This is a genomic window from Streptomyces sp. SAS_281 (assembly GCF_052542855.1).
Genome location: NZ_JBMNDO010000116.1, coordinates 1 through 25211, shown reverse-complemented (window position 1 = coordinate 25211; position 25211 = coordinate 1). Strand labels below are relative to the sequence as shown.

Annotated in this window: 23 protein-coding genes and 1 pseudogene; 20 read left to right on the top strand and 4 right to left on the bottom strand. The window is 74.0% G+C overall.

Translation table 11 applies throughout. The annotated features are described in order from the left end of the window. A pseudogene (locus tag ACN6LM_RS31120) lies at positions 1-420 on the bottom strand (hypothetical protein); the annotation flags it as partial. Between the two features lie 288 nt (positions 421-708). Between ACN6LM_RS31120 and ACN6LM_RS31115 the strand changes: the two are divergent. The 17 genes from ACN6LM_RS31115 (at position 709) to ACN6LM_RS31035 (ending at position 17259) form a co-directional block, all read left to right on the top strand. Continuing rightward, the gene (locus ACN6LM_RS31115) at positions 709-2247 is read left to right on the top strand and encodes a phage tail sheath family protein (RefSeq protein WP_445068759.1); all 1539 of its coding nucleotides are present in this window, start codon (positions 709-711) and stop codon (positions 2245-2247) included. A 60-nt stretch (positions 2248-2307) separates the two neighbouring features. After that, positions 2308-2751 carry a phage tail protein gene (locus ACN6LM_RS31110; RefSeq protein WP_143616868.1) on the top strand — a complete coding sequence of 148 codons (444 nt, stop codon included), beginning with the start codon at positions 2308-2310 and terminating at the stop codon, positions 2749-2751. Next, positions 2751-3185 (top strand): hypothetical protein, encoded by a 435-nt coding sequence (locus tag ACN6LM_RS31105; protein WP_445068758.1) that lies wholly within the window; start codon positions 2751-2753, stop codon positions 3183-3185. Before ACN6LM_RS31110 ends, ACN6LM_RS31105 begins: the two co-directional genes overlap by 1 nt. After that, entirely contained in the window at positions 3182-3325 is a 144-nt protein-coding gene (locus ACN6LM_RS31100; protein WP_018099790.1) for a DUF6760 family protein, read from the top strand. Before ACN6LM_RS31105 ends, ACN6LM_RS31100 begins: the two co-directional genes overlap by 4 nt. A gap of 28 nt (positions 3326-3353) precedes the next feature. Further along, positions 3354-5066, top strand: a complete 1713-nt coding sequence (locus tag ACN6LM_RS31095; protein ID WP_445068757.1) for a hypothetical protein — start codon at positions 3354-3356, stop codon at positions 5064-5066. Positions 5067-5082: 16 nt separating this feature from the next. After that, positions 5083-5523 carry a phage tail protein gene (locus ACN6LM_RS31090; RefSeq protein WP_143616874.1) on the top strand — a complete coding sequence of 147 codons (441 nt, stop codon included), beginning with the start codon at positions 5083-5085 and terminating at the stop codon, positions 5521-5523. A 5-nt stretch (positions 5524-5528) separates the two neighbouring features. Beyond that, positions 5529-6326: a CIS tube protein gene (locus tag ACN6LM_RS31085; protein ID WP_445068756.1), complete on the top strand. Its 798-nt coding sequence runs from the start codon at positions 5529-5531 to the stop codon at positions 6324-6326. Beyond that, positions 6323-8209 (top strand): VgrG-related protein, encoded by a 1887-nt coding sequence (locus ACN6LM_RS31080; RefSeq protein ID WP_445068755.1) that lies wholly within the window; start codon positions 6323-6325, stop codon positions 8207-8209. The genes ACN6LM_RS31085 and ACN6LM_RS31080 overlap by 4 nt, the downstream gene beginning before the upstream one ends. 37 nt (positions 8210-8246) lie before the next feature. Beyond that, positions 8247-8528, top strand: coding sequence for a PAAR domain-containing protein (locus tag ACN6LM_RS31075; protein WP_445068754.1), 282 nt, complete (start codon positions 8247-8249; stop codon positions 8526-8528). A 6-nt stretch (positions 8529-8534) separates the two neighbouring features. After that, positions 8535-8969 (top strand): GPW/gp25 family protein, encoded by a 435-nt coding sequence (locus tag ACN6LM_RS31070; RefSeq protein ID WP_164404606.1) that lies wholly within the window; start codon positions 8535-8537, stop codon positions 8967-8969. Then, entirely contained in the window at positions 8966-10939 is a 1974-nt protein-coding gene (locus tag ACN6LM_RS31065) for a putative baseplate assembly protein (RefSeq protein WP_445068753.1), read from the top strand. The genes ACN6LM_RS31070 and ACN6LM_RS31065 overlap by 4 nt, the downstream gene beginning before the upstream one ends. A gap of 4 nt (positions 10940-10943) precedes the next feature. Beyond that, entirely contained in the window at positions 10944-11510 is a 567-nt protein-coding gene (locus tag ACN6LM_RS31060; RefSeq protein ID WP_445068752.1) for a phage tail protein, read from the top strand. A 509-nt stretch (positions 11511-12019) separates the two neighbouring features. After that, a complete protein-coding gene (locus tag ACN6LM_RS31055) occupies positions 12020-12748 on the top strand; it encodes an NADase-type glycan-binding domain-containing protein (protein WP_445068751.1) in 729 nt (242 codons plus the stop codon). A 64-nt stretch (positions 12749-12812) separates the two neighbouring features. Then, entirely contained in the window at positions 12813-13265 is a 453-nt protein-coding gene (locus tag ACN6LM_RS31050; protein WP_445068750.1) for a flavodoxin family protein, read from the top strand. A gap of 96 nt (positions 13266-13361) precedes the next feature. Then, positions 13362-14711, top strand: coding sequence for a hypothetical protein (locus ACN6LM_RS31045; RefSeq protein ID WP_445068749.1), 1350 nt, complete (start codon positions 13362-13364; stop codon positions 14709-14711). Positions 14712-14791: 80 nt separating this feature from the next. Then, on the top strand, positions 14792-16033 hold the full coding sequence (locus ACN6LM_RS31040; protein ID WP_445068748.1) for an AAA family ATPase: 1242 nt from the start codon (positions 14792-14794) through the stop codon (positions 16031-16033). Beyond that, positions 16030-17259, top strand: coding sequence for a vWA domain-containing protein (locus tag ACN6LM_RS31035; RefSeq protein ID WP_445068747.1), 1230 nt, complete (start codon positions 16030-16032; stop codon positions 17257-17259). The genes ACN6LM_RS31040 and ACN6LM_RS31035 overlap by 4 nt, the downstream gene beginning before the upstream one ends. On the opposite strand, the gene ACN6LM_RS31030 is transcribed toward ACN6LM_RS31035, so the two are convergent. After that, the gene (locus tag ACN6LM_RS31030; protein WP_445068746.1) at positions 17256-17840 is read right to left on the bottom strand and encodes a TetR/AcrR family transcriptional regulator; all 585 of its coding nucleotides are present in this window, start codon (positions 17838-17840) and stop codon (positions 17256-17258) included. The genes ACN6LM_RS31035 and ACN6LM_RS31030 overlap by 4 nt on opposite strands. A 235-nt stretch (positions 17841-18075) precedes the next feature. Between ACN6LM_RS31030 and ACN6LM_RS31025 the strand changes: the two genes are divergently transcribed. From ACN6LM_RS31025 to ACN6LM_RS31015, 3 genes are read left to right on the top strand one after another with little or no spacing between them, the layout of a single operon-like run. Then, the gene (locus ACN6LM_RS31025; protein ID WP_445068745.1) at positions 18076-18633 is read left to right on the top strand and encodes a (2Fe-2S)-binding protein; all 558 of its coding nucleotides are present in this window, start codon (positions 18076-18078) and stop codon (positions 18631-18633) included. Further along, positions 18630-19622 carry an FAD binding domain-containing protein gene (locus ACN6LM_RS31020; protein WP_445068744.1) on the top strand — a complete coding sequence of 331 codons (993 nt, stop codon included), beginning with the start codon at positions 18630-18632 and terminating at the stop codon, positions 19620-19622. The genes ACN6LM_RS31025 and ACN6LM_RS31020 overlap by 4 nt, the downstream gene beginning before the upstream one ends. Next, positions 19619-21751 (top strand): xanthine dehydrogenase family protein molybdopterin-binding subunit, encoded by a 2133-nt coding sequence (locus ACN6LM_RS31015; RefSeq protein WP_445068743.1) that lies wholly within the window; start codon positions 19619-19621, stop codon positions 21749-21751. Before ACN6LM_RS31020 ends, ACN6LM_RS31015 begins: the two co-directional genes overlap by 4 nt. On the opposite strand, the gene ACN6LM_RS31010 is transcribed toward ACN6LM_RS31015, so the two are convergent. Together ACN6LM_RS31010 and abc-f are read right to left on the bottom strand one after the other, a co-directional pair. After that, positions 21748-23358, bottom strand: a complete 1611-nt coding sequence (locus ACN6LM_RS31010; protein ID WP_445068742.1) for an ABC-F family ATP-binding cassette domain-containing protein — start codon at positions 23356-23358, stop codon at positions 21748-21750. The two genes, ACN6LM_RS31015 and ACN6LM_RS31010, sit on opposite strands and share 4 nt — an antisense overlap. Continuing rightward, a complete protein-coding gene (gene abc-f / locus ACN6LM_RS31005; RefSeq protein WP_445068741.1) occupies positions 23355-24989 on the bottom strand; it encodes a ribosomal protection-like ABC-F family protein in 1635 nt (544 codons plus the stop codon). Before abc-f ends, ACN6LM_RS31010 begins: the two co-directional genes overlap by 4 nt. Positions 24990-25211: the final 222 nt, after the last annotated feature.

The following is a 25211-nucleotide window of genomic DNA, read 5'->3' as shown; positions in this document are numbered from 1 at the left end:
GATGAACGCCTTCTTGTCGAACTCGCCCGGCTTCGCGGCGTTCATCTTCTCCGCGTTGGCCGCCTTGCCCTGCGCCTCCTTGTCGTCCGGAGGCGCGACAGCGGCATCCTGCGACGCCTTCGACTCCGTCACGGCCGGCCGGTGCTGAGCCAGCCGCTGCTTCTTCGCCGCGATGTCCGCCCTGACACCCCGGAAACCCGGAGCCTGCGCAGGCGACGGCTTGACAGGGGCGGTGTAGCGCTGGGCGACGAGGCGGGAGACGGCCGCGTTGCCGGCCGCCCGTTGCAGCCGCTGGAGACTGCGGCGGTCCGGGGCAGGGGCAGGGGCGGGCGTGGGCGCGGAAGCCGCTTCCGTACGAGGGAAGCCGTCACGGGACCCGGCGGCGGGGGCGGAGGGCGGTTTCTCGGGACCCGCCTTCATACGCCACCTCCCGCCAGTACAGCTGCCCGCACACGGTGGTCAGCCAGGCTTCCGGGCCTCCCCGGAGCGGAGGGAGGACCGGCGGGACGGGGGAGGGGCAGGCCCGTGCGGTGCGCCCGGCGCCGCCTCCTTGCCTCATCGGGCAGCCCCCCATGCACGGCAGGGCGGCCGACTATCCGTTCCCGGTGATCGCCGAAGTGGCGAGAATCGCCGGTGTTCCCCGGTCGGGCAGCGGTCACGCGACGGGGTGGGAAGCACGTCGAGGAGCACGTCAAGGAGAGGCCCCCTATGCCGTCGTACCTGTCCCCGGGCGTCTACGTCGAAGAGGTCGAGTCGGGTTCCCGGCCGATCGAAGGGGTGGGGACGTCGGTCGCCGCCTTCGTCGGGTTCGCCCAGCGCGGCCCGTTCGACGAGCCCACGCTGATCACGAACTGGAGCCAGTTCGTCAGCACCTTCGGCGACTTCGTGGACGGCACGTACCTCGCCTCCAGTGTTTACGGCTTCTTCGCAAACGGCGGCGGCATCTGTTACGTCGTCCGTATCGGCGACGGCTCGGACACCGTGGCCGGGGGAGCGGAGGGCGAACTCGCGGCCGGGTCCGAGGTCCAGGTCGGGCCGTACGCCGTCAAGCCGAGGCCGGGCGTGGCCGGCGAGATCAGCGTGGAGGTCGTGGAGGCCGAGGGCGAGGACCCGCCGTCCGACGTGTTCCAGCTCATCGTGAAGCGCGACGGCCAGGTCGCCGAGACGTATCCGTCCGTGACGACCAAGCGGAGCAAGGAGAACGTCGCCACCCGGGTCAACGCCAAGTCGGAGCTGATCGAGGTACGGGAGTCGGGGCGCGGCGCCGCCCCCGCCCGCCCCGAGCCTCAGTCGGTGACCCTCGCCCCTGCCGCCCCGCCGGCCGGAAGCGCCGGGGCGCTCGCCCCCGAGGTGTACGTCGGCGACGCCGACCGCCGCACGGGCCTGGGCGGCCTCGAAGCGGTGGACGACGTCACCATGATCGCCGTCCCGGACCTCATGGGCGCGTACGAACGCGGGCTGATCGATTTGGAAGCGGTCATCGCGGTGCAGCAAGCCCTCATCGGACACTGTGAGTTGATGGGCGACCGGATCGCCGTCCTGGACCCGCCGCCTGGCCTGGCACCGCATCAGGTCCGGGCCTGGCGTACCGACCGGGCGAACTTCGACTCCAAGTACGCCACGCTCTACTACCCCTGGATCAGCGTCGCCGACCCGGCCTCCGGACGAGCCACCCTCGTACCGCCGAGCGGCCACGTCGCCGGGATCTGGGCCCGCAACGACGACTCGCGCGGCGTGCACAAGGCACCGGCCAACGAAGTCGTGCGCGGGGCCGTGGCGTTGCAGACACAGCTGACCAAGGGCGAGCACGACCTGCTCAACCCGATCGGGCTCAACTGCATCCGCGCCTTCCCCGGACGCGGCATACGGGTCTGGGGCGCCCGCACCCTCGCCTCCGACCCCGCATGGCGCTACCTCAACGTGCGGCGGCTCTTCAACTACCTGGAGGAGTCGATCCTCGCCGGCACCCAGTGGGTCGTCTTCGAGCCGAACGACGACGCGCTGTGGGCCCGCATCCGGCGCACCGTCTCCGCGTTCCTGGTGAACGAGTGGCGCAAGGGCTCGCTGTTCGGTCTCACCCCGGACGAGGCGTTCTACGTGAAGTGCGACCGGGAGACCAACCCGCCCGAGAGCGTCGACGCGGGGCAGGTCGTGTGCGAGATCGGCGTCGCGCCCGTCAAACCGGCCGAGTTCGTCGTGTTCCGGCTCTCCCAGCTGACCGGCGGAACCGGAGGCGTGGACGAGTGAGCGGTGCGCGCCGCCCTGCAGTGACCGGCCCGTCCCCGAACCTGGCGTAAGGAGCCTGTGGTGCCACTTCCCGATCTCGACAGTTCCGTCGGGCACTCCTTCGGTCTCGAATTCGACAGCGTCGTCATCAAGCAGATCACCGAGGTCAGCGGTCTGAAGATGGAGCAGGACGTCATCGAGCTGAAGCAGAACACCGCCGACGGCAAGTACGCCATCAAGAAGCTGCCCGGCCGCCCCAAGGCCGGTGAGGTCACCGTCACACGCGGTCTGACCGAGGACAACAGCTTCGAACGCTGGATCAAGGACTCCCGCTTCGGCCGCATGACGAGCGCCCGCCGCAACGGTGCGGTCATCGTGTACGACTACGAGGGCCTGCCCATCAAGCGGTACAAGCTCATCAACGCCTGGCCCAAGTCGCTGGAGATCGGCACGCTCAAGGCCGGTGACACCTCGGTGCTCACGGAGAAGCTGGCGATCACGTACGAGAGCATGGAGCTCGACTGATGCGGCGTACGGTCCAGTTCCAGGCGCCACCGGAACGGGACACGGGTGCCGGCCGGTCCGACCCGTTGCGGACCGAGTTCACCTTCGAGCTGCCGCGCGGATACGTGGACGAGTCGGGCACCGTTCACCGCAGCGGAGTGATGCGGCTGGCGACCGCACGGGACGAGCTGGTCCCCCTGCGCGACGACCGGGTCCGGGAGAACTCCGCGTACCTCTCGGTCGTGCTGATCTCCCGGGTGGTGACCCGCATCGGGACGGTCGAGGACATCCACCCGGGCGTCATCGAGGACCTGTTCGCGTCGGACCTGGCTTTCCTCCAGGACTTCTACCGCCGGATCAACGCCGAGGGGCACACCCGCGCGGCCGTCACCTGTCCGTCCTGCGACGAGGAGTTCGCGGTGGATCTCGCCGGCGGTCGCCTGGGGGAATCGTGACGTACGCGGCCGACCTGCTCTACGAGGAGGTCGCGTACCTCGCCTACCACTTCCACTGGCCGCTGGACGACCTGCTGGACCTGGAACACCCGGAACGCCTGAAGTTCGTCGCACAGGTCGCCCGCCTCAACGGGCAGTAGCCAGGAGCACGGAGGAGGACGAGGAACCATGGGGCTGATGTCCTGGCTGCGCGGCGGCCGTTCCACCGGCGCCCCGCCCCCGCGGCCGCCCGGCCTGTCGGGGCCGGACCGGGCCGACCGGGTCGACGTGGACCGGCTGGAACCTGTGCAGCGGTCCGTCACGGGCCAGGACCTGCTGATCAACCCGCCCGGCTTCGAGGCCGGATTGGCGACACGCCGGAGTACGGCTCTGGGAACGCCGTTGGGTCACCTGGTGAGCCCCGAGGCCCCCGCCGGCCTGGTACGCGGTGTGGTCGACGCCGCCCCGGGGACCCCGCCCCCACCGGTCCAGCGGGCCGTCGAGATGCCGATGCCCGCGCGGCGCGGGACGCGGACGGCGGCCGTACAGCGGGCGTACGGGGAAAGCCTGCCGAGCCTGACGTCGGCCGGCCGCGCCGCCGTATCGGCCGGCCTTCCGGTACGCCGGCTGGTCGGCGAGCAACCCCTCGTGCGTACGGACGAGCACACGGATGCGGTCGGCCCCGCCCCCGAGCCGGACGCCCCCGGGCCTGTGCCGGGCAACCGCCCCGGCACCACGCCGGTCCAGCGCACCGCCGACGGCGCATCGCCGGTGCCGCCCCCGCTCCGGCGCGTGGGTGGTCTCGGCGCGCCGCTGCCGGGTCTGCCACCGACCGCCCAGCGACGGGCGGCCGAGCCGGAGGAGTCACCGGCGCCGCAGGTGCAGCGTGCTCCCCGGGCGACGGAGGCCGGGGCGGAGCCCGAGGCACGAGACCCGCTGGTCACCGCCCCCGAGCCGGAGACCGTGGCCCCGCTGCTGGGGGACGCCCCTCTGACAGAGACTGCCACCGAAGTTCCCGTTCCGCCGATGGCCACCGGGCAGGCGCCGGGTGGCCCGGAAAGCGCCCGCGAGTCCGTCGCCCCCGTGCAGCGTGCCGCCACCGCACCCGTACCCCCGTCGGACCCGGTCCGCCTCACCGCACCGTTGCTCGGCGACCGGCCGCTGCCCCTCCGTGCCGCCTCCGCGCCCGGGGGCGTCCCGGCCGGCGGCGAGGCGACTGTCCAGCGCGAGCCGGAGAGGCCGGGGTCCGACGGCAGCGGTCCGAGGCCGTCGCCGTTCGCCCCGGCACCCCCGAGCCCGTCACCGTTGGCCCCCGCACCCCCTAGGCCGTCGCCGTTCGCCCCCGCACCCCCGAGCCCGTCACCCGCCGTGGCCGTCCGCTGGACCGGCCCCGACGAGGGGCCCGCGCCGGGCACCCCGGCGGCACCGTTGCAGCGTGCGATGACCCCCGTGCAGCGGCAGTCGGCCCCGCCGCCCGCCCGGCCGCAGCCGTCGGACGGCCGGGGGCCGCGCGTCCCCGCCTCCGTGCAGAACGCCGGGGCCTTCGCCGTGGCGGCGGGGGTGGCGCAGCGGATGGCGGACGGGAGTGTCGTCTTCCCGTCCGCGCCCCGCGACGGCACCTCGCGGCCGGTCGTCCAGCGGGACTCGGATACCGCCGAGGAACCCCCGCCACCGCCCCTCCCGGAACCCGGTCCGGAGCCGGCGCCCGACCCCGAGCCGCCGGCCGCGGAGCAACCGGCGGCGACGACCAGTCCGTCCGTGAGCCCGGACGGGACACCGCAGACGCCACCCGTCACCGACGAACTGGTCCGGGCGCTCTACGCGCCCCTCAGCAGACTGCTGAAGGCCGACCTGAGGCTCGAACGCGAACGTTCCGGCTCCCTCATCAACACCCGTCACTGACCGAGAGGCACGCGCCATGGCCACCGCCCCCGCCCCGGACGACCCCGCAGTCAGCGTCTGCTTCGTCGTGACGATCGACGACATCGAGCTCGGGTCGTTCAACACCTGCGACGGGCTGGGCTGCGAAGTGGTCCTGGAGACCCGCGAGGAGGGCGGCAACAACGGGCACGTGTGGCAGTTGCCGACCCGGCTGAAGTACTCCAACGTGAAACTGTCGCGGCCGCTCACCAGAGAGACGGAGAAGGTGGCGCGCTGGTTCGCCACGATGACGACCGGGTTCAGCCGCAAGACCGCGCACATCGAGGCGCGGACCGGTGACGGCCGCAAGGTCGCCCAGTGGGGGCTCCTCGAAGTCGTTCCGGTGCGGTGGACCGGGCCCTCGTTCACTCCGGAGTCGCCCAAGGTCGCGATGGAGACGATCGAGATCGCCCACCACGGCTATGTGATGGAGGGCTGAGCGGCGTGAGCTCGGGACCCATCGCGTTCAGCGCGGCCGGGACGTCCGGGGTGGCGTCCGCCGCGAAGGGCGGCTCGGCCAGGCCCAAGCTGGAGCACGCCTACCTGGAGCTGCGCACCCCGCCCACCGGGGGCGGGCTGACCCCCGGCGGCCCCTGCGGGCGGATCGACTTCCAGTTCAACCCGAAGGAGCTGAGCCTGACGAAGGCGGCCTCCTGGAAGCGCACCCCGGCCAAGGGCGCCAAGAGCTCGGGTCCGCCGGAGTACCAGGGCTCGCAGCCCAGCAAGCTGACCGTCGAGATGTTCTTCGACGCGGGCGACACCCAGGACACCCGGGTCGTGACGGCGGTGGAGCAGCTGTTCGCGTGCTGCGTGCCGACGAACGAGACCAGGCAGCAGCAGCGTTCCTCGCCGCCCTGGGTGGTGTTCCACTGGGGCGGCCTGACCGGCTTCCCCGGATACGTGAGCCAAGTCGCCGCCAAGTACACCCTGTTCACCACGTCGGGCGTGCCGATCCGGGCCGTGTGCCAGGTGACGATGGAGGAGATCAGCGGGGAGACACCCGGCCAGAACCCCACGTCCGGGGCGCTGGCGGCCCGGCGGGTGCACCGCGTCGCGTCGGGGGACTCGCTGCCGTCGCTGGCCCACCGGGAGTACGGCGACGCGGGCGCCTGGCGGGTCATCGCCGAGGCCAACGGCATCGACGACCCGATCAGGCTGGCCCCCGGCACGCAGCTGCTGCTGCCCGCGCTGGACGAGTTGAGCCGGCTGGACGACAACGGCGGCCGGGGGGTGGGGCGATGACGCGACCCGGGGTCGCCAGTGCGCTGGTGGTGGAGTTCGACGGCCGCCCGCTGCCCGCGAAGTTCCTCAACACGCTGGTCGAGGGATACGTGGACGACAGCCGCACGCTTCCCGACCTCTTCCTGCTCCGGTTCCGCGACCCGGACCGCGTCCTGCTCGGACAGACCGGCCTGAAGATCGGCAGCGAGGCCCGGCTCCTCGCCCGGGCCGGCGGGGGAACAGCCCCGAAACCACTCCTCGAAGGCGCGGTCACCGCCCTGGAGGTCGAGCTGGACGAGACCGGCACCTTCACCGTGGTCCGGGGCCTGGACGAGTCGCACCGGCTGCTGCGGGGCCGGCGCGTCGCGAGCTACCAGAACATGACCCTGTCCGACATCTGCGGCCAGGTCGCGCAGCGCGCCGGACTCAAACCCGGCACCGTGGACATCGCGGGCCCGGTCATCGAGCACCTCGCCCAGCCCAACGTCACCGACTGGGAGTTCGTGCGCGGACTCGCCGAGGAGGCCGGCGCCCAGGCGTACGTACGCGACGGGCAGCTGCACATCACCCGGCCCGCCGAGGCGAGCGGGGCGCCGGACAGCTCCGCGCGCGCCGACCGGGACCCGCTCGTCCTCGAACTCGGCAGCAACCTGCTGCGCTGCCGCGCCGGTGTCTCGGCCGCCGAACAGGTCTCCGAGGTCGAGGTGCGCGGCTGGGACATCGGCGCCAAGGAACCGCTGGTCGGCCGGTCGCCCGCCGGGAAGTCGGCCACGCTGGACCTCGGCGTCACGGCGGCCGAGGTCGCGGCCCCCTTCGGCGAGGCCCGGTTCGTCGTCACCGACGCCGCGTACGGCACCCAGGCACAGGTGGACCAGGCGGCGAAGGCGCTGGCCGAGCGCATCGCCGGCTCGTTCGCGGAACTGGAAGCGGTGATCCGGGGCAACCCCGAGGTCACGGCGGGCAGCGCGGTCGCCCTCAACGCGGTCGGCGCGCCTTTCGAGGGCCGCTACACGGTCACCTCCTCGCGCCATGTCTTCGACGCCGTACGCGGCTACGAGACCTGGATCACCGTGTCCGGTCAGCAGGAGCGCTCGCTGCTCGGGCTCACGGCCGCCTCCGGCGCGTCCGGGAGCGGTCCGCGCTGGTCCGGGCTGGTCAGCGGGACGGTCACGGACACCCAGGACCCGGAGGGCTCGGGCCGCGTGAAGGTGCGCTTCCCCTGGCTGTCCGACGAGTACGCGAGCGACTGGGCGCGCACCGCGCAGTCCGGCGGTACGGGGGGCGGCGAGGCGTTCATCCCCGAGGTCGGCGACGAGGTGCTGGTCGGCTTCGAGCAGGGGCACCTGGACCGGCCGTACGTGCTGGCGGGGCTCTACAACGGCAAGGACCGGCCCGGTGGGGGAGGGGGCGACGCGAGCACCCCGGACGCCTCCGGCGGCGGCGACCTGGTCGACCCCACCACCGGCGCCGTCAACCGCCGCGCGTTCGCGTCCAAGAGCGGCAACCAGCTCGAACTGCTGGACGCGGCGAACGGCCCGCAGGGCGTACGGCTGCGCACCGGCGACGGGAAGCTCACCATCGACCTGGACCGGCGGGGCACCGCCGTCGTCATCAACAGCGACGGCAGCGTCACCATCGAGGCCAAGGAACAGGTCTCCGTCACGGCAGCCAAGGGCGTCTCCCTGGACGCCGGGCGCGGCGAGCTGACGCTCACCGGCGAGAGCGTCACCCTCACCTCCCGCAGCGGGGTCGCCCTGGACGGCGGCAACGGCAAGGTCGCCCTGTCCACGGACGGCGCGGTGGAGGTGCGTGGCGGCCAGGTCACGGTTGACGGCAGCCGGCGCACGGACCTGAAGAGCGGCGGTTCCCTGTCCGTCAACGCGCCCATGATCCAGCTCAACTGACGTACCACCACATCCGCATCGAACAGGAGCGCCCCGCATGCCGTCAGCAGCAGCCGCCCGGGTCGGCGACCCCACGGGTCACCCCGGCACGGTCGGGCCGCCCGGGGTGGTCTCGGTGCTGATCGGCGGCAGACCCGCGGCCACGGTCGGCACCATCCACCAGTGCGCGTCGCCGCTCGGACACCCGCCGACCCCGCTCGCGCCCCCGGGCAGCCGGAGCGTGTTCATCGGCGGCAGGCCGGCCGCCCGCGTCGGTGACCTGAGCGGCTGCGGGGCGCCGATCCTCTCGGGCTGCGCCACGGTGCTGATCGGAGGCTGAACGGACATGGGAGAGCAGTTCATCGGGGCCGGCTGGGCCTTCCCGCCGCGTACGGACGCCACCGGGTCCATCGCCCTCGTACGCGGCGAACGCGAACTGGAGGAGTCGATCCGGCTGATCCTCGCGACCTCGCCCGGCGAGCGGCCGATGCGGCCCGAGTTCGGCTGCGCCGTCAACGACTACGTGTTCGCCCCCGCCGACGCCGGAACGGCCGGGCAGCTCGCGTACGAGGTGCGCCTCGCGCTGGAACGCTGGGAACCGCGCATCGAGGTCGCCGACGTCACCGTCCGGTTCGACGCGGCGGACAGCGGGGTGCTCTACATCGACATCGGCTACACGGTGCGCGGCTCCAACGACCCGCGCAACCTCGTCTTCCCGTTCTACGTGATCCCCCCGCACGGACCGGAGACGAACCCCGACGACGAGGAGGCCGGCGCGTGACGCTGCCCAGTCCCCATCTGGACGACCGCCGCTTCCAGGGCCTGGTGGACGAGGCCAAGCGCCTGGTCCAGCAGCGCTGCCCGGAGTGGACCGACCACAACGTGTCGGACCCGGGCGTCACGCTCATCGAGGCGTTCGCGACGATGGTCGACCAGCTCGTCTACCGGGTGAACCGGGTACCGGAGAAGAGCTATCTCACCTTCCTCGACCTGATAGGCGTACGGCTGCACCCGCCGACGGCCGCGCGCACCGATGTGACCTTCCGGCTGTCCGCACCCCGCCCCGACCCCGTCGTGGTGCGTGCCGGGACCGAGGTGGCGACCGTCCGCACGGAGACGGAGGAGGCGGTCGTCTTCACGACCTCGTCCGAACTGATTGTCGTGCCCTGCTCGTTCGCCCACCTCGCGACCTGGCCGGCCGCCGAGGAGGTGGTCGACCGCACCGAACAGCTCGCCATCGGGCGTGACGTGGCGTGCTTCGGCGCAACGCCCGCCCCCGGTGACTGCCTCTACGTGGGCCTCTCGGCCGCCGTTCCGGCCGGTGTGGTCGTCCTGCGGCTCGACTGCCGCGTCGAGGGCGTCGGCGTGGACCCGCTGCGCCCGCCGCTGGTCTGGGAGGCGTGGGACGGGGCCGGCTGGGCGGCCTGCGAGGTCGAGAAGGACGACACCGGCGGCTTCAACCGGTCCGGCGAACTCATCCTGCACCTGCCGAGGACCCACACCCCGGCCGCCGTCGTCAGGCGCACCGGCGGCTGGCTGCGCTGCCGCCTGATCGAGGCCGAGCCCGGCCGCCCGACCTACCTGGCGCCGCCCGTGGTCCGGTCCGTCACCGCCTTCACCATCGGAGCCACCGTCGCCGCCGAGCACGCCGAGACCATCACCGACGAGGTGCTCGGCGCTGCGGAGGGCGTACCGGGCCAGGCGTTCACCCTGGCCCGCTCGCCCGTCGTGCCGGGGGATTTCGTGGTCGAGGTCGCGGACCCGGCGAGCGGCCCCGAGCCGGAGTACACCCGCTGGACCAGGGTCGACGACTTCGCGCACTCCGGCCCCGAGGACCGGCACATCACCCTCGACCCGAACTCCGGCCGCGTCGAGTTCGGCCCCGCCGTACGCGAACGGGACGGCTCCATCCGCTACTACGGCGCCGTCCCCGCGAAGGGCGCCACGGTCCGGGTGCGTTCGTACCGCACCGGAGGCGGGCTGCGGGGCAACGTCGCCCGCGCGACCCTGAAGATCCTGCGCAGCGCGATCCCGTACGTGGCCCGTGTCGAGAACCGCAGACCCGCGCTCGGCGGGGTCGACGGCGAGAGCGTCGACAGCGCCCGGGTGCGCGGCCCCATGACCCTGCGCACCCTGCACCGGGCCGTCGTCCCGCACGACTACGAACTCCTGGCCCGCGAGGTCGCCCCGGACGCCGCCCGGGTCCACTGCATCCGGGCCGGGGCCGACGGCGACGAGAGCGACGCCACCGCCCAGGGCGTACGGCTCCTCGTCGTACCGGCCGGGCGCAGCGACGACCAGGGCCGGATCGAGTTCGACGAGCTGGTCCCGCCGGCCCGGACCCTGCGCCTCATCGCCGGGCACCTGGACGAGCGCCGCCCGATCGGCGCCCGCCTCGCCGTCGAACCGCCCTTCTACCAGGGCGTCACCGTCGTCGCCTCGGTCCAGGCCGAGCCGGGCGCTGACCGCGACCGCGTGCGCGATGCGGCACTGGCCGCGCTGTACGGGTACTTCAACCCCCTGACCGGCGGTCCCCACGGGCAGGGCTGGCCCTTCGGGCGCCCGGTCCAGTCCGGCGAGGCGTTCGCCGTGCTCCAGCGGGTGCCGGGCGTGGACCTGGTGGAGGACGTACGCCTCTACCGCGCCGACCCGGTGACCGGTGAGCGCACCGACGCCACCACCAAGATCCCGCTCGACCGGCACGCGCTGGTCTTCAGCTACGAACACCAGCTCCGCGTGAGAGGAGCCTGACCCCATGCGCACCGGCGTCCCCGGGCTCCCCACCCCGCACCCCCTCATCGACCAGCTCCCCGCCGTCTACCTGGAACAGGACTTCGTCCGACGCTTTCTCGCCGCGCTGGACGACGTCCTCGCCCCGGTCCTCCTCGCCATCGACAACATCCCCGCCCACCTGGACCCACGCAGCGCCCCCGACGACTTCCTGGCCTGGCTGGCGCAGTGGGTGGCGGCGGAGCCCCCCGAGGACGGCCCGGTCGAACGGCGCCGTGAGACGGTACGCGGCGCGGTGGCCCGGCACGCCCGGCGCGGGACGGCGGGCGGCCTCGCCGAGGCGGTACGCCTGGCGACCGGCGTGGACCCGGAGATCACGGAGAGCGGTGGCACCGTCTGGTCCACCGGGTCCGGCGCCACGCTTCCCGGCGCGGCGCGCCCCTGGGTGACGATCCGGCTCCGGGAGGGGCGCGGCCGGCCCGTCGACCGGGCCCGGCTGGAGGAACTCATCGGCACGGAGGTGCCGGCCCACGTGGGCTTCACGCTGGAGATCCTGCCCTCGGACGAGGGCGCGGGGGGTGCTGTGCGGTGATCTGCGAGACGTGCGGGACGAGGAATGAACCGGGCCGCGAATTCTGCGTGTCGTGCGAGGCGTTTCTGGCGTGGGAGGAGGGCGACGAGGCCGCACCGGGACCTCCTGCGCCTCGCGCGCCCGCGCAGCCCGGCCCGCCGGAACCGGCCCCGACGGCGCCCGCCCCGCCACCCGTCGCTCCCGGACCGGGACGGCACGCGGTCCCCCCGGCCCCCGCCCCGCCCGCCCCCGTGCGCCCGGACCCGCCCCGCCCGTCGTCCCCCGCCCCACCGCACCCGCCCCACGCGGTTAACCCCCTTCCCGCCATCCCGCCGCAACGCCCGCCGACCCCCGCGCTCCGCGCCCAGGACCCGTCGCCCCGTACGCCCCCCGCCCCCGCACAGCCTGCCCCGGCCGCCCCCCGGCGCCCCGGGGACCGGCCGGACACCCCTCCCGGCCCCGCGGCCTGGACACCCGACGCGTCGTCGCCCGAACCACCGCCCACCGCACCGGCCAGGGCTGACGCGCCGGTGCGGTGCCCCGGCTGCGGTACCGAGAACGCGCCCGACCGCACCCTGTGCGTCCGGTGCGCCCTGCTCCTCGACCCCGGTCCCGCGCCCGCCGCCCGCCCGCCGTGGTGGCGCCGCCTCATCCGCAGGGGCCCGGCGCGGGGCCACCAGGCCGGGGCGCGCCCGCGGCGCCGTCGGCGGGGGCCACGGCTGGGGGTCCCCCTCGCGCTGCTCCTCGTCCTGGCCGGGGTGTGGTTCGCGCTGCCGCACCTGTCCGGGCTGCTGGGCCTCGCCAAGGAGGAGACCGGCGCGCCGGAGTCGATGCCGCCCTCCGCGTGCCGCGCGTCGAGCGCGGCTCCGGGGCATGCCGCGGGCGCCGCCGTGGACGGCTTCAACAACCGGTACTGGGCGCCCAGGGCCACCGGCGGCGGGGCGGGGGAGTTCCTTGAGTGCACGTTCGACTCACCGGTCCGGCTGCGGAAGATGGTGGTGTTCTCCGGCACCTCGACGCATGCCGACGAGTATCTGACGCAGGCCCGGCCGGCCGGGCTCGTCGCCGAACTGACCGCGCAGGACGGCACCAGGAGCACGAAGACGATCCGGCTCACCGACCGGGCCGGTCAGCAGACGTTCGACCTACGGGGCTCGCAGACCGTTCGCATCCGGCTCACGGTCGACACCGCGTACGGCACCGGAAAGGGCCGCCGGGTGGCGGTCGCCGAGGTCGAGTTCTTCGGCCACCGCTCCTGACAGCGCGGCGCGCCACGCGGGCCCGGCTTGCCACGGAGGGAGGGGGACGGCAGGGTTCGGTGCTGTGCCCACTCTCCTGATCGTGCATCACACCCCCTCGCCGAACTGCCAGGCCCTCTTCGAGGCCGTCGTCTCCGGCGCGACGACGGACGAGATCGAGGGTGTACGCGTCGTACGGCGCGCCGCGCTCGCCGCGACGGCCTCCGACGTACTCGAAGCGGACGGGCTGCTCCTCGGCACCCCGGCGAACCTCGGCTACATGTCCGGGGCGCTCAAGCACTTCTTCGACCAGATCTACTACCCGTGCCTCGACACGACGCGGGGCCGCCCCTTCGGCTACTACGTGCACGGCGGCAACGACGTCACCGGAGCCGTGCGCGGCATCGAGACGATCACCACCGGACTCGGCTGGCGCCGGGCGGCGGACGCCGTGAAGGTGACGGGCGAGCCGGCCAGGGCGGACACCGAGGCGTGCTGGGAACTGGGAGCCGCGCTGGCGGCCGGCCTGACCGAATAGGGGCTGCGCGGCGGGCGACCGCACGCTACGCTGTGCCGCGATGACGACTCACTCTCTCCGTAGATTGGGGGCCCCGTCCGCGCAAGGTGAGTGCTGATGACCACTCACCGGCCCGACGAGGATCCCTTCCTGTCCTTCTGGCTGCGCGTGCGCGAGTTCGCCGTGCCGCCCTCCATGATCGAAACCGCCACCGCCCGGCGTCGTACCGGCGACTGGGCCGGTGCCTGCGCCGCCGCCGGCGTCGACGTCGACTTCGCCCCACGGGCCCTGGCCCGCACGTACGGGCGGGAACTCGCCGCCCGCGTACGCGCCGACCTGCGCCACCTGGCACCGGACCTGCTGCGCTGGCACATGCCGAGGATCGCCCCGCGCGGGCTGCTGCGCCCCGGGCTGACGCTCGCGCTCGCGCGGTACGACGCCGAGCCGCGCGCCGGTACCGCTCGGGCGCCGGCCGCCGTGCACCTGGTGGCCAGAACAGCGCCCGCCTGGGCGGACGCCGGCCAGCGGATCAGCCTCGGCCTGTGGGACGGCACCGGCCCCGGCACCGTACGCCTGCACCCGCATCCCCACCCCAGCCGGCGGTTCCGGCTCGACCTGCACCGCCACCTGTGGGACGCGCGCCGCGCCGCCGAGCTGGGGGTACGCGGGGGAGCGGGAGGCGGTACGGACCCGGCACCGGACCTCCTCGGCCTGCTGCCACCGGGGCGGCGTTGTGCCGTCGGCCGCTGGGCGGCCGAGGCCGCGCTGCTGCTCGACGCCGAGGGGTGCGCCTCGGGCCCCGTCACCGTACGGCTGGGCGGTCGGCACCGGCTGCTTCTGGAGGGGGACGGCCGCGTGAGGCTCGCGGACGGCCGGGCGGCCGCCGCCCGCACTCCGCTGGTGCTGCCCGACGCGGCGACCTGGGCGCTGCCCGACCTCGAACTCCTGCGGTCCGGCGCGATCGAGGCCGGCCGGCTGCACCCGCTCGTCGCGGACGCGCTGGTCCCCGGGCACACACCGGCCGGTCCGCCACCGGAGCCGGCAGGCGCCGGGCACCCGCGCACCGTGGACTGCCGGGGCGCCCGCCACCGCATCGGCCTGGTCGACGGGGTGCTGTCCGCCCTTGACCACGACCCGGCCGAGATCCGGCGCGAAGAGCTGCTGGTCGCCCTGACCGGGACCCCGTTGCCGTGCCTCCGCGCGATCGACGACGCCCACCGCCGCCCGGAGTGCCTGACCGGGGTGCGGGAACGGCTCGACCACGGCGACATCGCCGGCGCCCTCGCCGTCGTGGAAGGTCTCCTGGGCGCCGGCGCACAGCTCCACGACGGCCCGCTGCGCGACGAGCTGGAGACGGCGGCGCTCCGCCGGATCACCTACGGGCTGTACCGGGCCGACCTGATCGAACCCGGCCCCCCGCCCGCCCCCGCACGCCGAACGCGCCCGCGCCGGGCGGGGGCGCGCTGACGGGTGCGCCCGCACCCCTCGCCAACCGGTCCGAAGGCCGGTGTCCCCTGCACCCACCACGACTCACAAGGTGATGACACATGCCCGTAAGCACCCCTTCCGCCCCGCCCGCGGCCACCCAGCTCGACATCGCCGGCGCGCTGACAACCCTGTTGCGCGACACGACGACCGAAACGCGCCCCGACACCCAGCTGGAGGCGCTGACCCTGGCCGTCGCCGCCGACCTGCCCGTGCTGCTGTGGGGCGAGCCGGGTATCGGCAAGACCGCCGCCCTGACCCAGCTCGCCGACGACCTCGGGCTCCCCCTCACCACGGTCATCGCCAGCGTGCACGAGCCGTCCGACTTCTCCGGGCTGCCCGTCGTCGGCGACGATCCGGCGGAACAGGGCGTTCCCATGGCGCCGCCGGACTGGGCCGTACGCCTGGTCCGGGCCGGGCGCGGACTGCTCTTCCTGGACGAACTGTCCACGGCTCCCCCCGCCGTGCAGGCCGCCCTCCTCCGTCTCGTACTCGAACGGCGCGTCGGCGCGCTCCAACTGCCGCCCGGCGTACGCATCGTGGCCGCCGCCAATCCGCGTTCCTCGGCGGCCGACGGCTGGGAGCTGAGCCCACCGCTGGCCAACCGGTTCGTCCACCTCCAGTGGGCCCACGACCAGGACGTCGTCGTACGCGGTCTCGGCGGCATCTGGCCCCGGGCCACCCTGCCCAGGCTCCGGCCCGAACTCCTCCACGAGGCGGTCGGCTTCGCCCGGCGCGCGGTGTGCGGGCTCCTCGCGGCCCGTCCCGCGCTCGTGCACCGGCTGCCCAGCGGCGAGACCCGCAGGGGCGGCCCCTGGCCGTCGCCCCGGAGCTGGGAGATGACCCTCACCCTGACCGCCTTCGCCACCGCGGCCGGTGTTTCCCGCGATGTGCTCTCCCTGCTCGTCCGGGGCACGGTGGGCGACGGGCCGGGACTCGAACTGCTGGCGTCCATCGACCGGATGGACCTCCCGGACCCCGAAACGCTCCTGGCCGACCCGGCCGCCGCCGTCCTGCCCGAGCGGGGGGACCTGCGGCAGGCGGTGCTCGACGGGGTGGTCGCGGCGGTGCGCAACCGCCTCGACCGGTCGCGCTGGGACGCCGCCTGGGCCCTCCTGGTGCGCGCCGTGGAGACGGGTGCGCCGGACCTGGTCGTCGTCCCCGCGACCACCCTCGCCACGCTCAGGCGGGAGGAGTGGGACGTACCCGCGTCGATCGAGGCGCTGGCCGGGGTCGTGTCGGTGTCGCGGCGCGCCGAGGACGCGGCGGCCCGCGCCGCCGTGGCGACGAAGGGCGGCCGGTGACCGGGGGCGGGCTGGACCGCGACAAGCTCTTCGCCGCCCGGCTGCAGGCCGTGAGGGCCCGCCCGTTCCTGGCGACGGCGCTGTTCGCCCTCCATGCCGTCGAGTCTCCGCGCGTCCCGACGATGGCCGTCGACCGTCACTGGCGGTGCTACGTGTCGCCGTGGTTCGTGGACCGCACACCCGTGGAGGAACTCGCCGGGGTATGGGTGCACGAGGTGTCGCACCTGCTGCGCGACCACCACGGACGCGGGGACCGGTTCGCGCGCAGACACGGCCTGACCGGTGCGGCGGAACGCCTGCGGATGAACATCGCGGCCGACTGCGAGATCAACGACGACGTGTACGGGGACGGGCTGGCCGCCCCCGAGGGAGCGGTGCGCCCCGCGACGCTGGGGCTCCCCGAGGGAAAGCTGATGGAGGAGTACCTGCGTCTGTTCCGGCTCGGGCCCCGTACGCAGGACCTCGCCTGGCTGGACTGCGGCAGCGGCTCCGACGGGCTCGACCGGGAGTGGGACATCGGACCCGACGGCGCGCACGGGCTCAGCGAGCAGGAGCGCGACGCGGTGCGCTTCCGGGTGGCCCAGGGCATCACCGGCCGCCCGGGCCACGCGCCGAAGGCGTGGAAACGGTGGGCGGAGGAGGCGTTCCACCCGCCCCAGGCTTGGCGCGACCTGCTGGGGGCCGCCGTCCGGTCAGCCGTTTCCGGCGCCGGCGCGGGTGACGACTACTCGTACGGGCGTCCCTCGCGACGCTCGGCCGGGCTGCCCGGGGTCATCCTGCCGAGCCTCCGGCGCAGACCACCGCGCGTGTCCGTGGTCATCGACACCTCGGCGTCGGTCAGTGACGCGGAGCTGGGCAGCGCGCTGCTGGAGGTGTCCGCGATCACCCGTGCCGTGGGCGGCCGCCGGGACCTGGTCACCGTGCTGTCCTGCGACGCGGCCGCCCGGGTCGTGCACCCGTTGTGCCGGGCGGAGGGCATGACGCTGGTGGGCGGCGGCGGTACGGACCTGCGCACGGGCTTCGACAGGGCCCTGCGTATGCCCCACCCGCCCGATGTCGTCGTGGCCCTGACCGACGGCCAGACCCCCTGGCCCTCGGCCCAGCCGTCGTGCCGGACGGTGGTGGGCCTGTTCGACCGGCCGGACCGGGACTCCTGGCACGAGAACGACCCCGACCACGTACCGGACACGCCGCCCGCGTGGGCGCGCGTGGTCGACATCGGCTAGTCGGAGGTCCCGGCCGCCCCCGCCCGCAGCCCGTCCGTGACCAGGTCGAACAGGCGGGCGGCGCGGGGCTGCCAGTCGCTGTGCGGGTCCAGCTGCCACAGGCCCGCTATGGCGAGGAGGAAGTCGTCCGGGGTCACCCCGGGGCGGATGGTGCCCGCCGCCTCGTTCGCCGCCAGCAGGAGCGTGATGGCCTCGGTCACCGGGCCGTGGCCGACCTGCGCCAGGCTGCCGTGCCCGCTGGTCGTGGCGCGCAGGGCGTCCGCCAGGCCCGCCTTCGCCATGGCGTACCGGGCGAGGCGGTCCAGCCACTCACGCAGGGCGCGGTCGGCCGGGCGGTCGGCGAGGAGCTGGGCCGCCGCGTCGGCGACCTGCCGCATCTCGTACCGGTAGACCTCAAGGACCAGGGCCTCGCGGTGCGGGAAGTTGCGGTAGAACGTGCCCTGGCCCACGCCGGCCTTCCGGGCGATCACGCTCACCGGGGTGTCCGCGGCCCGGGTCAGCTCGGCGAGCGCGACGGCCAGGATGCGTTCGCGGTTGCGCTGCGCGTCCGGCCGCGTGGACGTGCTCCTCGGGTCCCGCACCCTTCCCCCCTCCCGAGCCGCGGCCGGGGACGGCCTTGCTCGCCGGACAGCCGTCCGTTAGGTTCGACAACCAAGCGGACAGCTGTCCGCTTGTCTCCATCGCAGCGCCGGATCAGGCCACTTGACCGACCGGCTTCCGTCGGCCCCCCACCCGCACGCCGCGCTCGCCGCCTCACGCACCGGCCGCACACCGTCTCGTGCGGAGCGGTCCAGCACATGCGAAAGAAGGCTGATCATGGCCCCATCGACGTCCAGCGCCGTCACCCTGCGCGTCAACGGCGAAAAATACACGCTGACTGTCGACCACCGCACCACCCTGCTCGACGCGCTACGCGAACGCCTCGACCTCACCGGTACCAAGAAGGGCTGCGACCAGGGCCAGTGCGGCGCCTGCACGGTGCTGCTCGACGGCCGCAGGGCCGTGGCCTGCCTCCAGCTCGCGGTGGCGGCCGAGGGACGCGAGATCACCACCATCGAGGGCGTCGCGGACGGCGACCGACTGCACCCCGTGCAGCAGGCGTTCCTGGACCTCGACGGATACCAGTGCGGCTACTGCACCCCGGGCCAGATCTGCTCCGCCCTCGCGGTCATCGAGGAGCACGCCGCCGGGTGGCCCAGTGCCGCGACCGAGGACGTACGGCCCGAGGCAGGGGTGCCTGCGCTCACCCCCGACGAGATCCGTGAGCGCATGAGCGGCAACCTCTGCCGCTGCGGGGCGTACACACAGATCGTCCAGGCGGTCGCCCGCGCCGCCGAGCACACCACCGACCGGTCCGAGGAGCTCGGGGTATGAAGGAGTTCGGTTACGAACGCGTCCACGACGTCGCCGGAGCGGTGGCCCTTCTCGGCACCGACCCGGGCGCCCGGCTCCTCGGCGGCGGCACCAATCTGATCGACCTGATGAAGGCGGGCGTGGAGCGCCCCAGCCTCCTCATCGACGTACGGGAACTCCCCCTGGACGAGGTCCGGTTCAGCTCCGCGGGCGGCCTGCGCATCGGCGCCACCGTCACCAACAGCGACCTGGCGGCCCACCCCGACGTACGCCGCCACTACCCGGCCCTCGCCCAGGCGCTGCTCGCCGGAGCGTCCGGGCAGCTGCGCAACATGGCCACCGTCGGCGGCAACCTCCTCCAGCGCACCCGTTGCGGCTACTTCGCCGACCTCGCCAAACCCTGCAACAAGCGGGCCCCCGGCACCGGTTGCCCCGCCCTCGCGGGAGACCACCGCAACCACGCCGTCCTCGGTGCGTCGGAGCACTGTGTGGCCACGCACCCCTCCGACATGGCGGTCGCGCTCGCGGCGTTCGACGCGGCCGTCTCGTACGAAACGGCCGACGGGCCCGGCGAGTTGCCGATCGAGGCGTTCTACCTGCCCGTGGGCGACACCCCCCACATCGAGACCGCGCTGCCCGCCGGCGCGGTGATCACCGGCGTCACCCTGCCGCCCGTCCCGGCCGCCGCCCACTCCCGCTACCGCAAGGTGCGCGAGCGTGCCTCGTACGCCTTCGCGATCGGCTCGGTCGCCGCAGCCCTCGATGTACGCGACGGAGTCGTGCGCGACGTCCGCCTCGCCTTCGGGGCCGTCGCCTCCCGGCCGTGGCGGGCCCGTACCGCCGAACGGGCCCTGACCGGCGGCCCGGCCGACGGGACCGCGTTCGCCGCGGCGGCAGACGCCGAACTGACAGCCGCCCGGCCCCTGCCCGGGAACGGCTACAAGGTGACGCTGATGCGCAACCTCGTCGTCGCCGAGCTCACCCGACTTGCCGAGGAGGCCGCCCGATGACCACCACGACCGGCACCACCACCGCCTCCGGGACCGTGGGCTCGGGCCGCGCCCGGGTGGAGGGCCGCGACAAGGTCACCGGCGCCGCCCGCTACGCCGGCGAGATCCCCTTCGCCCGGCTCGCCCACGGCTGGCTGGTCCTCTCCACGATCGCCCGGGGCCGCATCACCGACGTGTCGGACGAACCCGTGCTCGCCATGCCGGGCGTGCTCACCGTGCTCCACCACGGCAACGCCCCGCGCGTCGACGCCGACTACGTGGGCATGCTCGGCCGGCCCAACCCGGTCGTCGGACTCTTCCAGCACGACCGGGTGCCGTTCGTGGGCTGGCCGGTGGCCCTCGTGGTGGCCGAGACCCCCGAACAGGCCAGGGAGGCCGCGGAAGCGCTGGTCGTCGGCTACGAGGAGGAACCGCACGACGTGGCGTTCCGCTCCGGCCGCGACGATGCCTACCGGCCCGAGGACTCCCCGATGGTGCGGGCCGACACGGACAAGGGGGACGTACAGGCGCGGATCGACGGGGCCGCCTTCGTCGTGGACGCGGAGTACACGACGCCGGAGGAACACCACTGCACGATGGAGCCGCACGCCGCGACGGCTTGCTGGAACGACGGCCGGCTCGACGTCACCGACTCCAACCAGGGCAGCTCCTGGGTGGCCGGAGAACTCGCCCAGCTGTTCTCCCTGGACCCCGCCTCGGTGCGGGTGCGATCCGAACACATCGGCGGCGCCTTCGGCTCGAAGGGGCTGAGTGCCCATCAGGTCGCCGCGGTCATGGCGACGACAGCGCTTCACCGGCCCGTACGCGTCGTCATGACGCGCCGTCAGATGTTCTCGCTCGTCGGCTACCGCAGCCCGACCGCCCAGCGCGTCAGGGTGGCGGCGGATGCCGAAGGCCGGCTGTGCGCCTTCGACCACGAGGCGCTGAACCTCACCTCCGGCGTGCACGAGTTCATCGAGACGAGCGCCGTGCTCGGCCGCGTCCTCTACGACGCCGACGCGCACCGCACCCGGCACCGGATCGTACGGCTCGACGTGCCGACGCCGACCTGGATGCGCGCCCCCGGCGAGGCACCCGGGTCCTTCGCCATCGAATCGGCCCTCGATGAACTCGCCGAGAAGTGCGGCGTGGACCCCATCGTGCTGCGGGCCCGCAACGAACCCGCCACCGGGCCGGTCTCGGGCCTGCCGTTCAGCAGCCGCAACCTGCTCGCCTGCTTCGAGGAGGGCGCCCGCCGCTTCGGCTGGGCGGACCGCGATCCGCGCCCCGGCCTGCGCCGCGAAGGCCGCTGGCTGATCGGGACCGGGACGGCCGCCGCCTCCTACCCCTCGGGCGTCGGCCGCTCCACCGCCGCCGTCACCGCCGAGGCCGACGGCACCTTCACCGTACGGGTCAACGCGGCGGACATCGGCACCGGAGCCCGCACCGCCATGACGCTCGTCGCCGCGGAGGCGCTCCGGGCGGACCCGGACCTCGTCCAGGTGCGCATCGGCGACAGCGACCTGGGCCACGCGATGATCGCGGGCGGTTCCACCGGCACCCGCTCCTGGGGCTGGGCGGTGCGCCTCGCGGCGGCCGACCTCCGTGAACGGCTGGCACTGGGCGGCGGTGTCCCGGCCGAGGGGATCACCGCCCGCGCGGACACCGCCGATGCCATCGCCGCCCTGCCGCAGCGGGAACGGCACTCGTTCGGCGCCCAGTTCGCCGAGGTCGCCGTCGATGTCACCACCGGCGAGGTACGTGCCCGCCGCCTGCTGGGCATCTTCGCGGCGGGCACCATCGTCAACCCCCTCACCGCGCGCAGTCAGCTCATCGGCGGCATGACCTGGGGCCTCTCCATGGCGCTCCACGAGGAAGCGGTCCGCGACGCGGCGACCGGCGGGCACGTCAACGCCGACCTCGCCGGATACCACGTCGCCTCCCACGCCGATGTGCCGCTCATCGAGGCGGACTGGGTGGACGACCCGGTGCCCGGCGACCCCGTCGGCATCAAGGGCATCGGTGAGATCGGCATCGTGGGCGTCGCCGCCGCGATCGCCAACGCGGTCTGGCACGCGACGGGCGTACGCCACCGGGACCTGCCGATCCGCCCGGACCGCGTCCTGGGCGGGGGGCCGGACACCCCCTAAGCACCGAGCCGCACTTCGCGCCCCCGCCAGCGACGCCGCAGCCAGCGGTCGTGGCTGGCGACCACGACCGCGCCCGGTCCCGGGCCCAACGCCTCCTCCAGCTCGTCGCAGAGCGCGGGGGAGAGGTGGTTGGTCGGCTCGTCCAGCAGCAGCAGCTCCGGCGGGCGGGCCATCAGCAGCGCGAGCGCGAGCCTGCGCCGCTGGCCCGCCGACAACTGCCGCACCTGCTTGCCCAGGTCCGCCTCGCGCAGCAGCCCGAGCGAGAGCAGCGGCACCAGTTCCGCGCGCTCGGCGCCCAGCACCCGTACGTAGGTGTCGGCGACGGTACGGTCCGGCCGGGCGAACACACTGTCCTGAGCCAGCACCCCGACGGACAGGTCCGGCCGCCGGACCACCTCGCCGACCGCCACCGGACGGCCCGCGAGCACCGCGATCAGCGTCGACTTCCCCGTACCGTTGCCGCCCGTCACCAGCAGCCGGTCGGACGCCTCGATGTCGAGCTCGTCGACGGCCAGCCGGCCGGGGAACCGCACCCCGCGCAGGGACACCAGCGTGCCCGGCCCGGGCGCCTCGGCCCGCTCCGGGTACCGGAACCGCAGCGGGCTGGGCGGCTCGGCGACCTGGCGGCGCTCCGCCTCGTCCAGGCGGCGGGTGGCGTTGCGCACCCGGCGCGCGATCTGGCTCTGCACCCGGCCGGCCCGCACGCCGTACCCCATCTTCTCGCTGTCGCGGGGCCCCCGGTCGGGCGCGACCTGGCGCGCGGTCACCGCGGCCGACCGGCGCAGCTCCCCGATCTCCTCCTGCTCCTCCGCGTACCGGCGCTCCCACCGGGCCCGTTCCGCCCGCTTCTCGGCCAGGTAAGCGCTGTACCCGCCGCCGTACCGTACGGGCCCGTCGACCGCCGGATCGAGGTCGACGAGGTCCGTGCAGACGGCGTCCAGGAACGCCCGGTCGTGGCCGGCGATCACCACGGGCCCGGGCATCGCGCGCAGCTGCTCCTCCACGAACGCGGCGGCTTCGTCGTCCAGGTGGTTGGTCGGCTCGTCGAGGAGCAGGGCGGCCGGCCGGCGGACCAACAGCGCGGCGAGCGCCAGCCGGCCGCGCTGCCCGCCCGAGAGCGAGCGGATCGTCCGGCCGTGCGGCAGGGAGCCGAGCCCGAGCCCGCCGAGCACGACTGCCGCGCGCCGGTCGGCGTCCCAGACCTCCCGCTCCTCGGCCTGTTCGAGTCGTCCGCCGTAAGTCTCCAGGAGCTGAGCGTGCTCCGGAGACTCTTCCGGCGTACGGGAGAGCAGGCCGGAGAGCCGGTCGAGCTCGGCGAGATCGGCCCGGGCCTCGCGCAGGGCGTCGTCCAGGACACCGGCGACGGTGGAGTCCGCGTCGAACGGCATCTCCTGGTGCAGGAACCCCACATCGGCGGGCCGGGTGACCTGTCCGGCGTCGGGCTCGTCCACGCCGGCGAGCAGCCGCAGGAGTGTCGACTTGCCGACACCGTTCTCACCGATGAGGCCGATGCGGTCGCCCGGCGACGCGGTGAGTGACACCCCGTCCAGGACCCGCTTCGTGCCGAGGACGCGGACCAGGTCGTGGGCGAGGAGGGCGCGGCTCATGCTTCCGGTGCCCCCGTCTCGCGCAGCTCCCCGTCCGCCAGCCGCAACCACCGGCCCACACCGATCCGTTCCAGGAACCGTTCGTCGTGGCTGACCACCACGAACGCGCCCCGGTACGAAGCGAGCGCGCTCTCCAGCTGGCCGGCGCTCACCAGGTCCAGGTTGTTCGTCGGCTCGTCCAGGAGGAGCAGCTGCGGGGCCGGTTCCGCGCACAGGACGCAGGCAAGCGTGGCCCGCAGCCGCTCGCCGCCCGACAGCACGCCGACCGGCAGATGGGCGCGGTCGCCGCGGAAGAGGAAGCGCGCGAGGAGGTTCATCCGCTCGGCCTCCTCCCGGTGCGGGGCGTACGCGGCGAAGTTCTCGGCCACCGTGCGCCCGAGGTCGAGCAGGTCGAGCCGTTGCGAGAGGTACGCGATGCGGCCGTCGGCCCGCCTGATCGACCCGCCGTCCGGGTCCAGGTCGCCGTTGACCAGTCGCAGCAGGGTGCTCTTGCCGGCGCCGTTGGGCCCGGTCAGGGCGATGCGCTCGGGGCCCCGGATCGTCAGGTCGACGCCGTCGCCGGAGAACTGCTCCCGGCCGCCGAGGCGCACCCGCAACTGCTCGGCCAGGAGCACCGTGCGGCCGGCGGGCACATCGGTGTCCGGCAGGTCGAGCGTGATGCGCTGCTCGTCGCGTACCGCACGCCCCGCCTCGTCCAGGCGGGCCTGCGCCTCACCGACCCGGGCGGCGTGCGTCTGGCCGGACTTGCCGGCCGCCTCCTGGGCGCCGCGCTTCATGTTCCCGGCGAAGATGCGGGGCAGGCCCGCGTTCTTGAGGTTGCGGGCCGCGTTGCTCGCGCGCCGCTCGGCCCGCTCACGGGCCTGCTGCATCTCGCGCTTCTCCCGTTTCAGCTCCTGCTCCGCGTTGCGGACGTTCTTCTCGGCCACCTCCTGCTCGGCCCGCACGGCTTCCTCGTACGCCGTGAAGTTGCCCCCGTACAGCCGTAGTTCCGAGGTGCCGAGTTCGGCGATGCGGTCCATGCGGTCCAGCAGCGCGCGGTCGTGACTGACGAGCATCAGCGTGCCGTTCCACGACTCCAGCGTGTCGTAGAGGCGGTGCCGGGCGTCGAGATCGAGGTTGTTCGTCGGTTCGTCGAGGAGCAGGACGTCCGGCCGCTTCAGCAGCTGCGCCGCGAGTCCGAGCGAGACGACCTGGCCGCCGCTGAGCGTGCCGATGCTGCGGTCCAGGGCGATGCCGTCCAGGCCGAGCCGGTCGAGCTGGGCGCGGGTGCGCTCCTCGATGTCCCAGTCGTCGCCGATGACCGCGAAGTGCTTCTCGTCCACGTCCCCGGACTCCACGGCGTCCAGCGCGCGGATCACCGCGTCGACGCCCAGGACCTCGGAGACCGACAGGTCACCGGTCAGGGGCAGGCTCTGCGGGAGGTAGCCGAGCGTGCCGTCGACGGTGACCGAACCGGCGCTCGGGCGCAGCTCGCCGGCCAGCAGTTTGAGCAGGGTGCTCTTCCCGGAGCCGTTGGGCGCGACGAGACCGGTACGGCCGCTGCCCACGCTGAAGGACAGGCCGGAGAAGACCGGAGTGTCGTCCGGCCAGGAGAAGGAGAGGTTCGAGCAGATGAGGGATGCGTCGGACATACGAGGACCTCGCGTGTGAATCCGGGGACGGCGGACACCACGGCCCCGGGAAATGGCCTGAGGGAACAACGACATGGCCACTGCGGCGGCGCCCTGGGCGCCCGCTGCGGCTACGGGGCTCCGGGATCACCCGGAGATGTCGTCGTCGCCTGCCATGTCTGGTCTCCTCGTACACGCTGAACGGCCCGACAATCCTAGCAGGTGGGGCAGGGGGGACGTCGG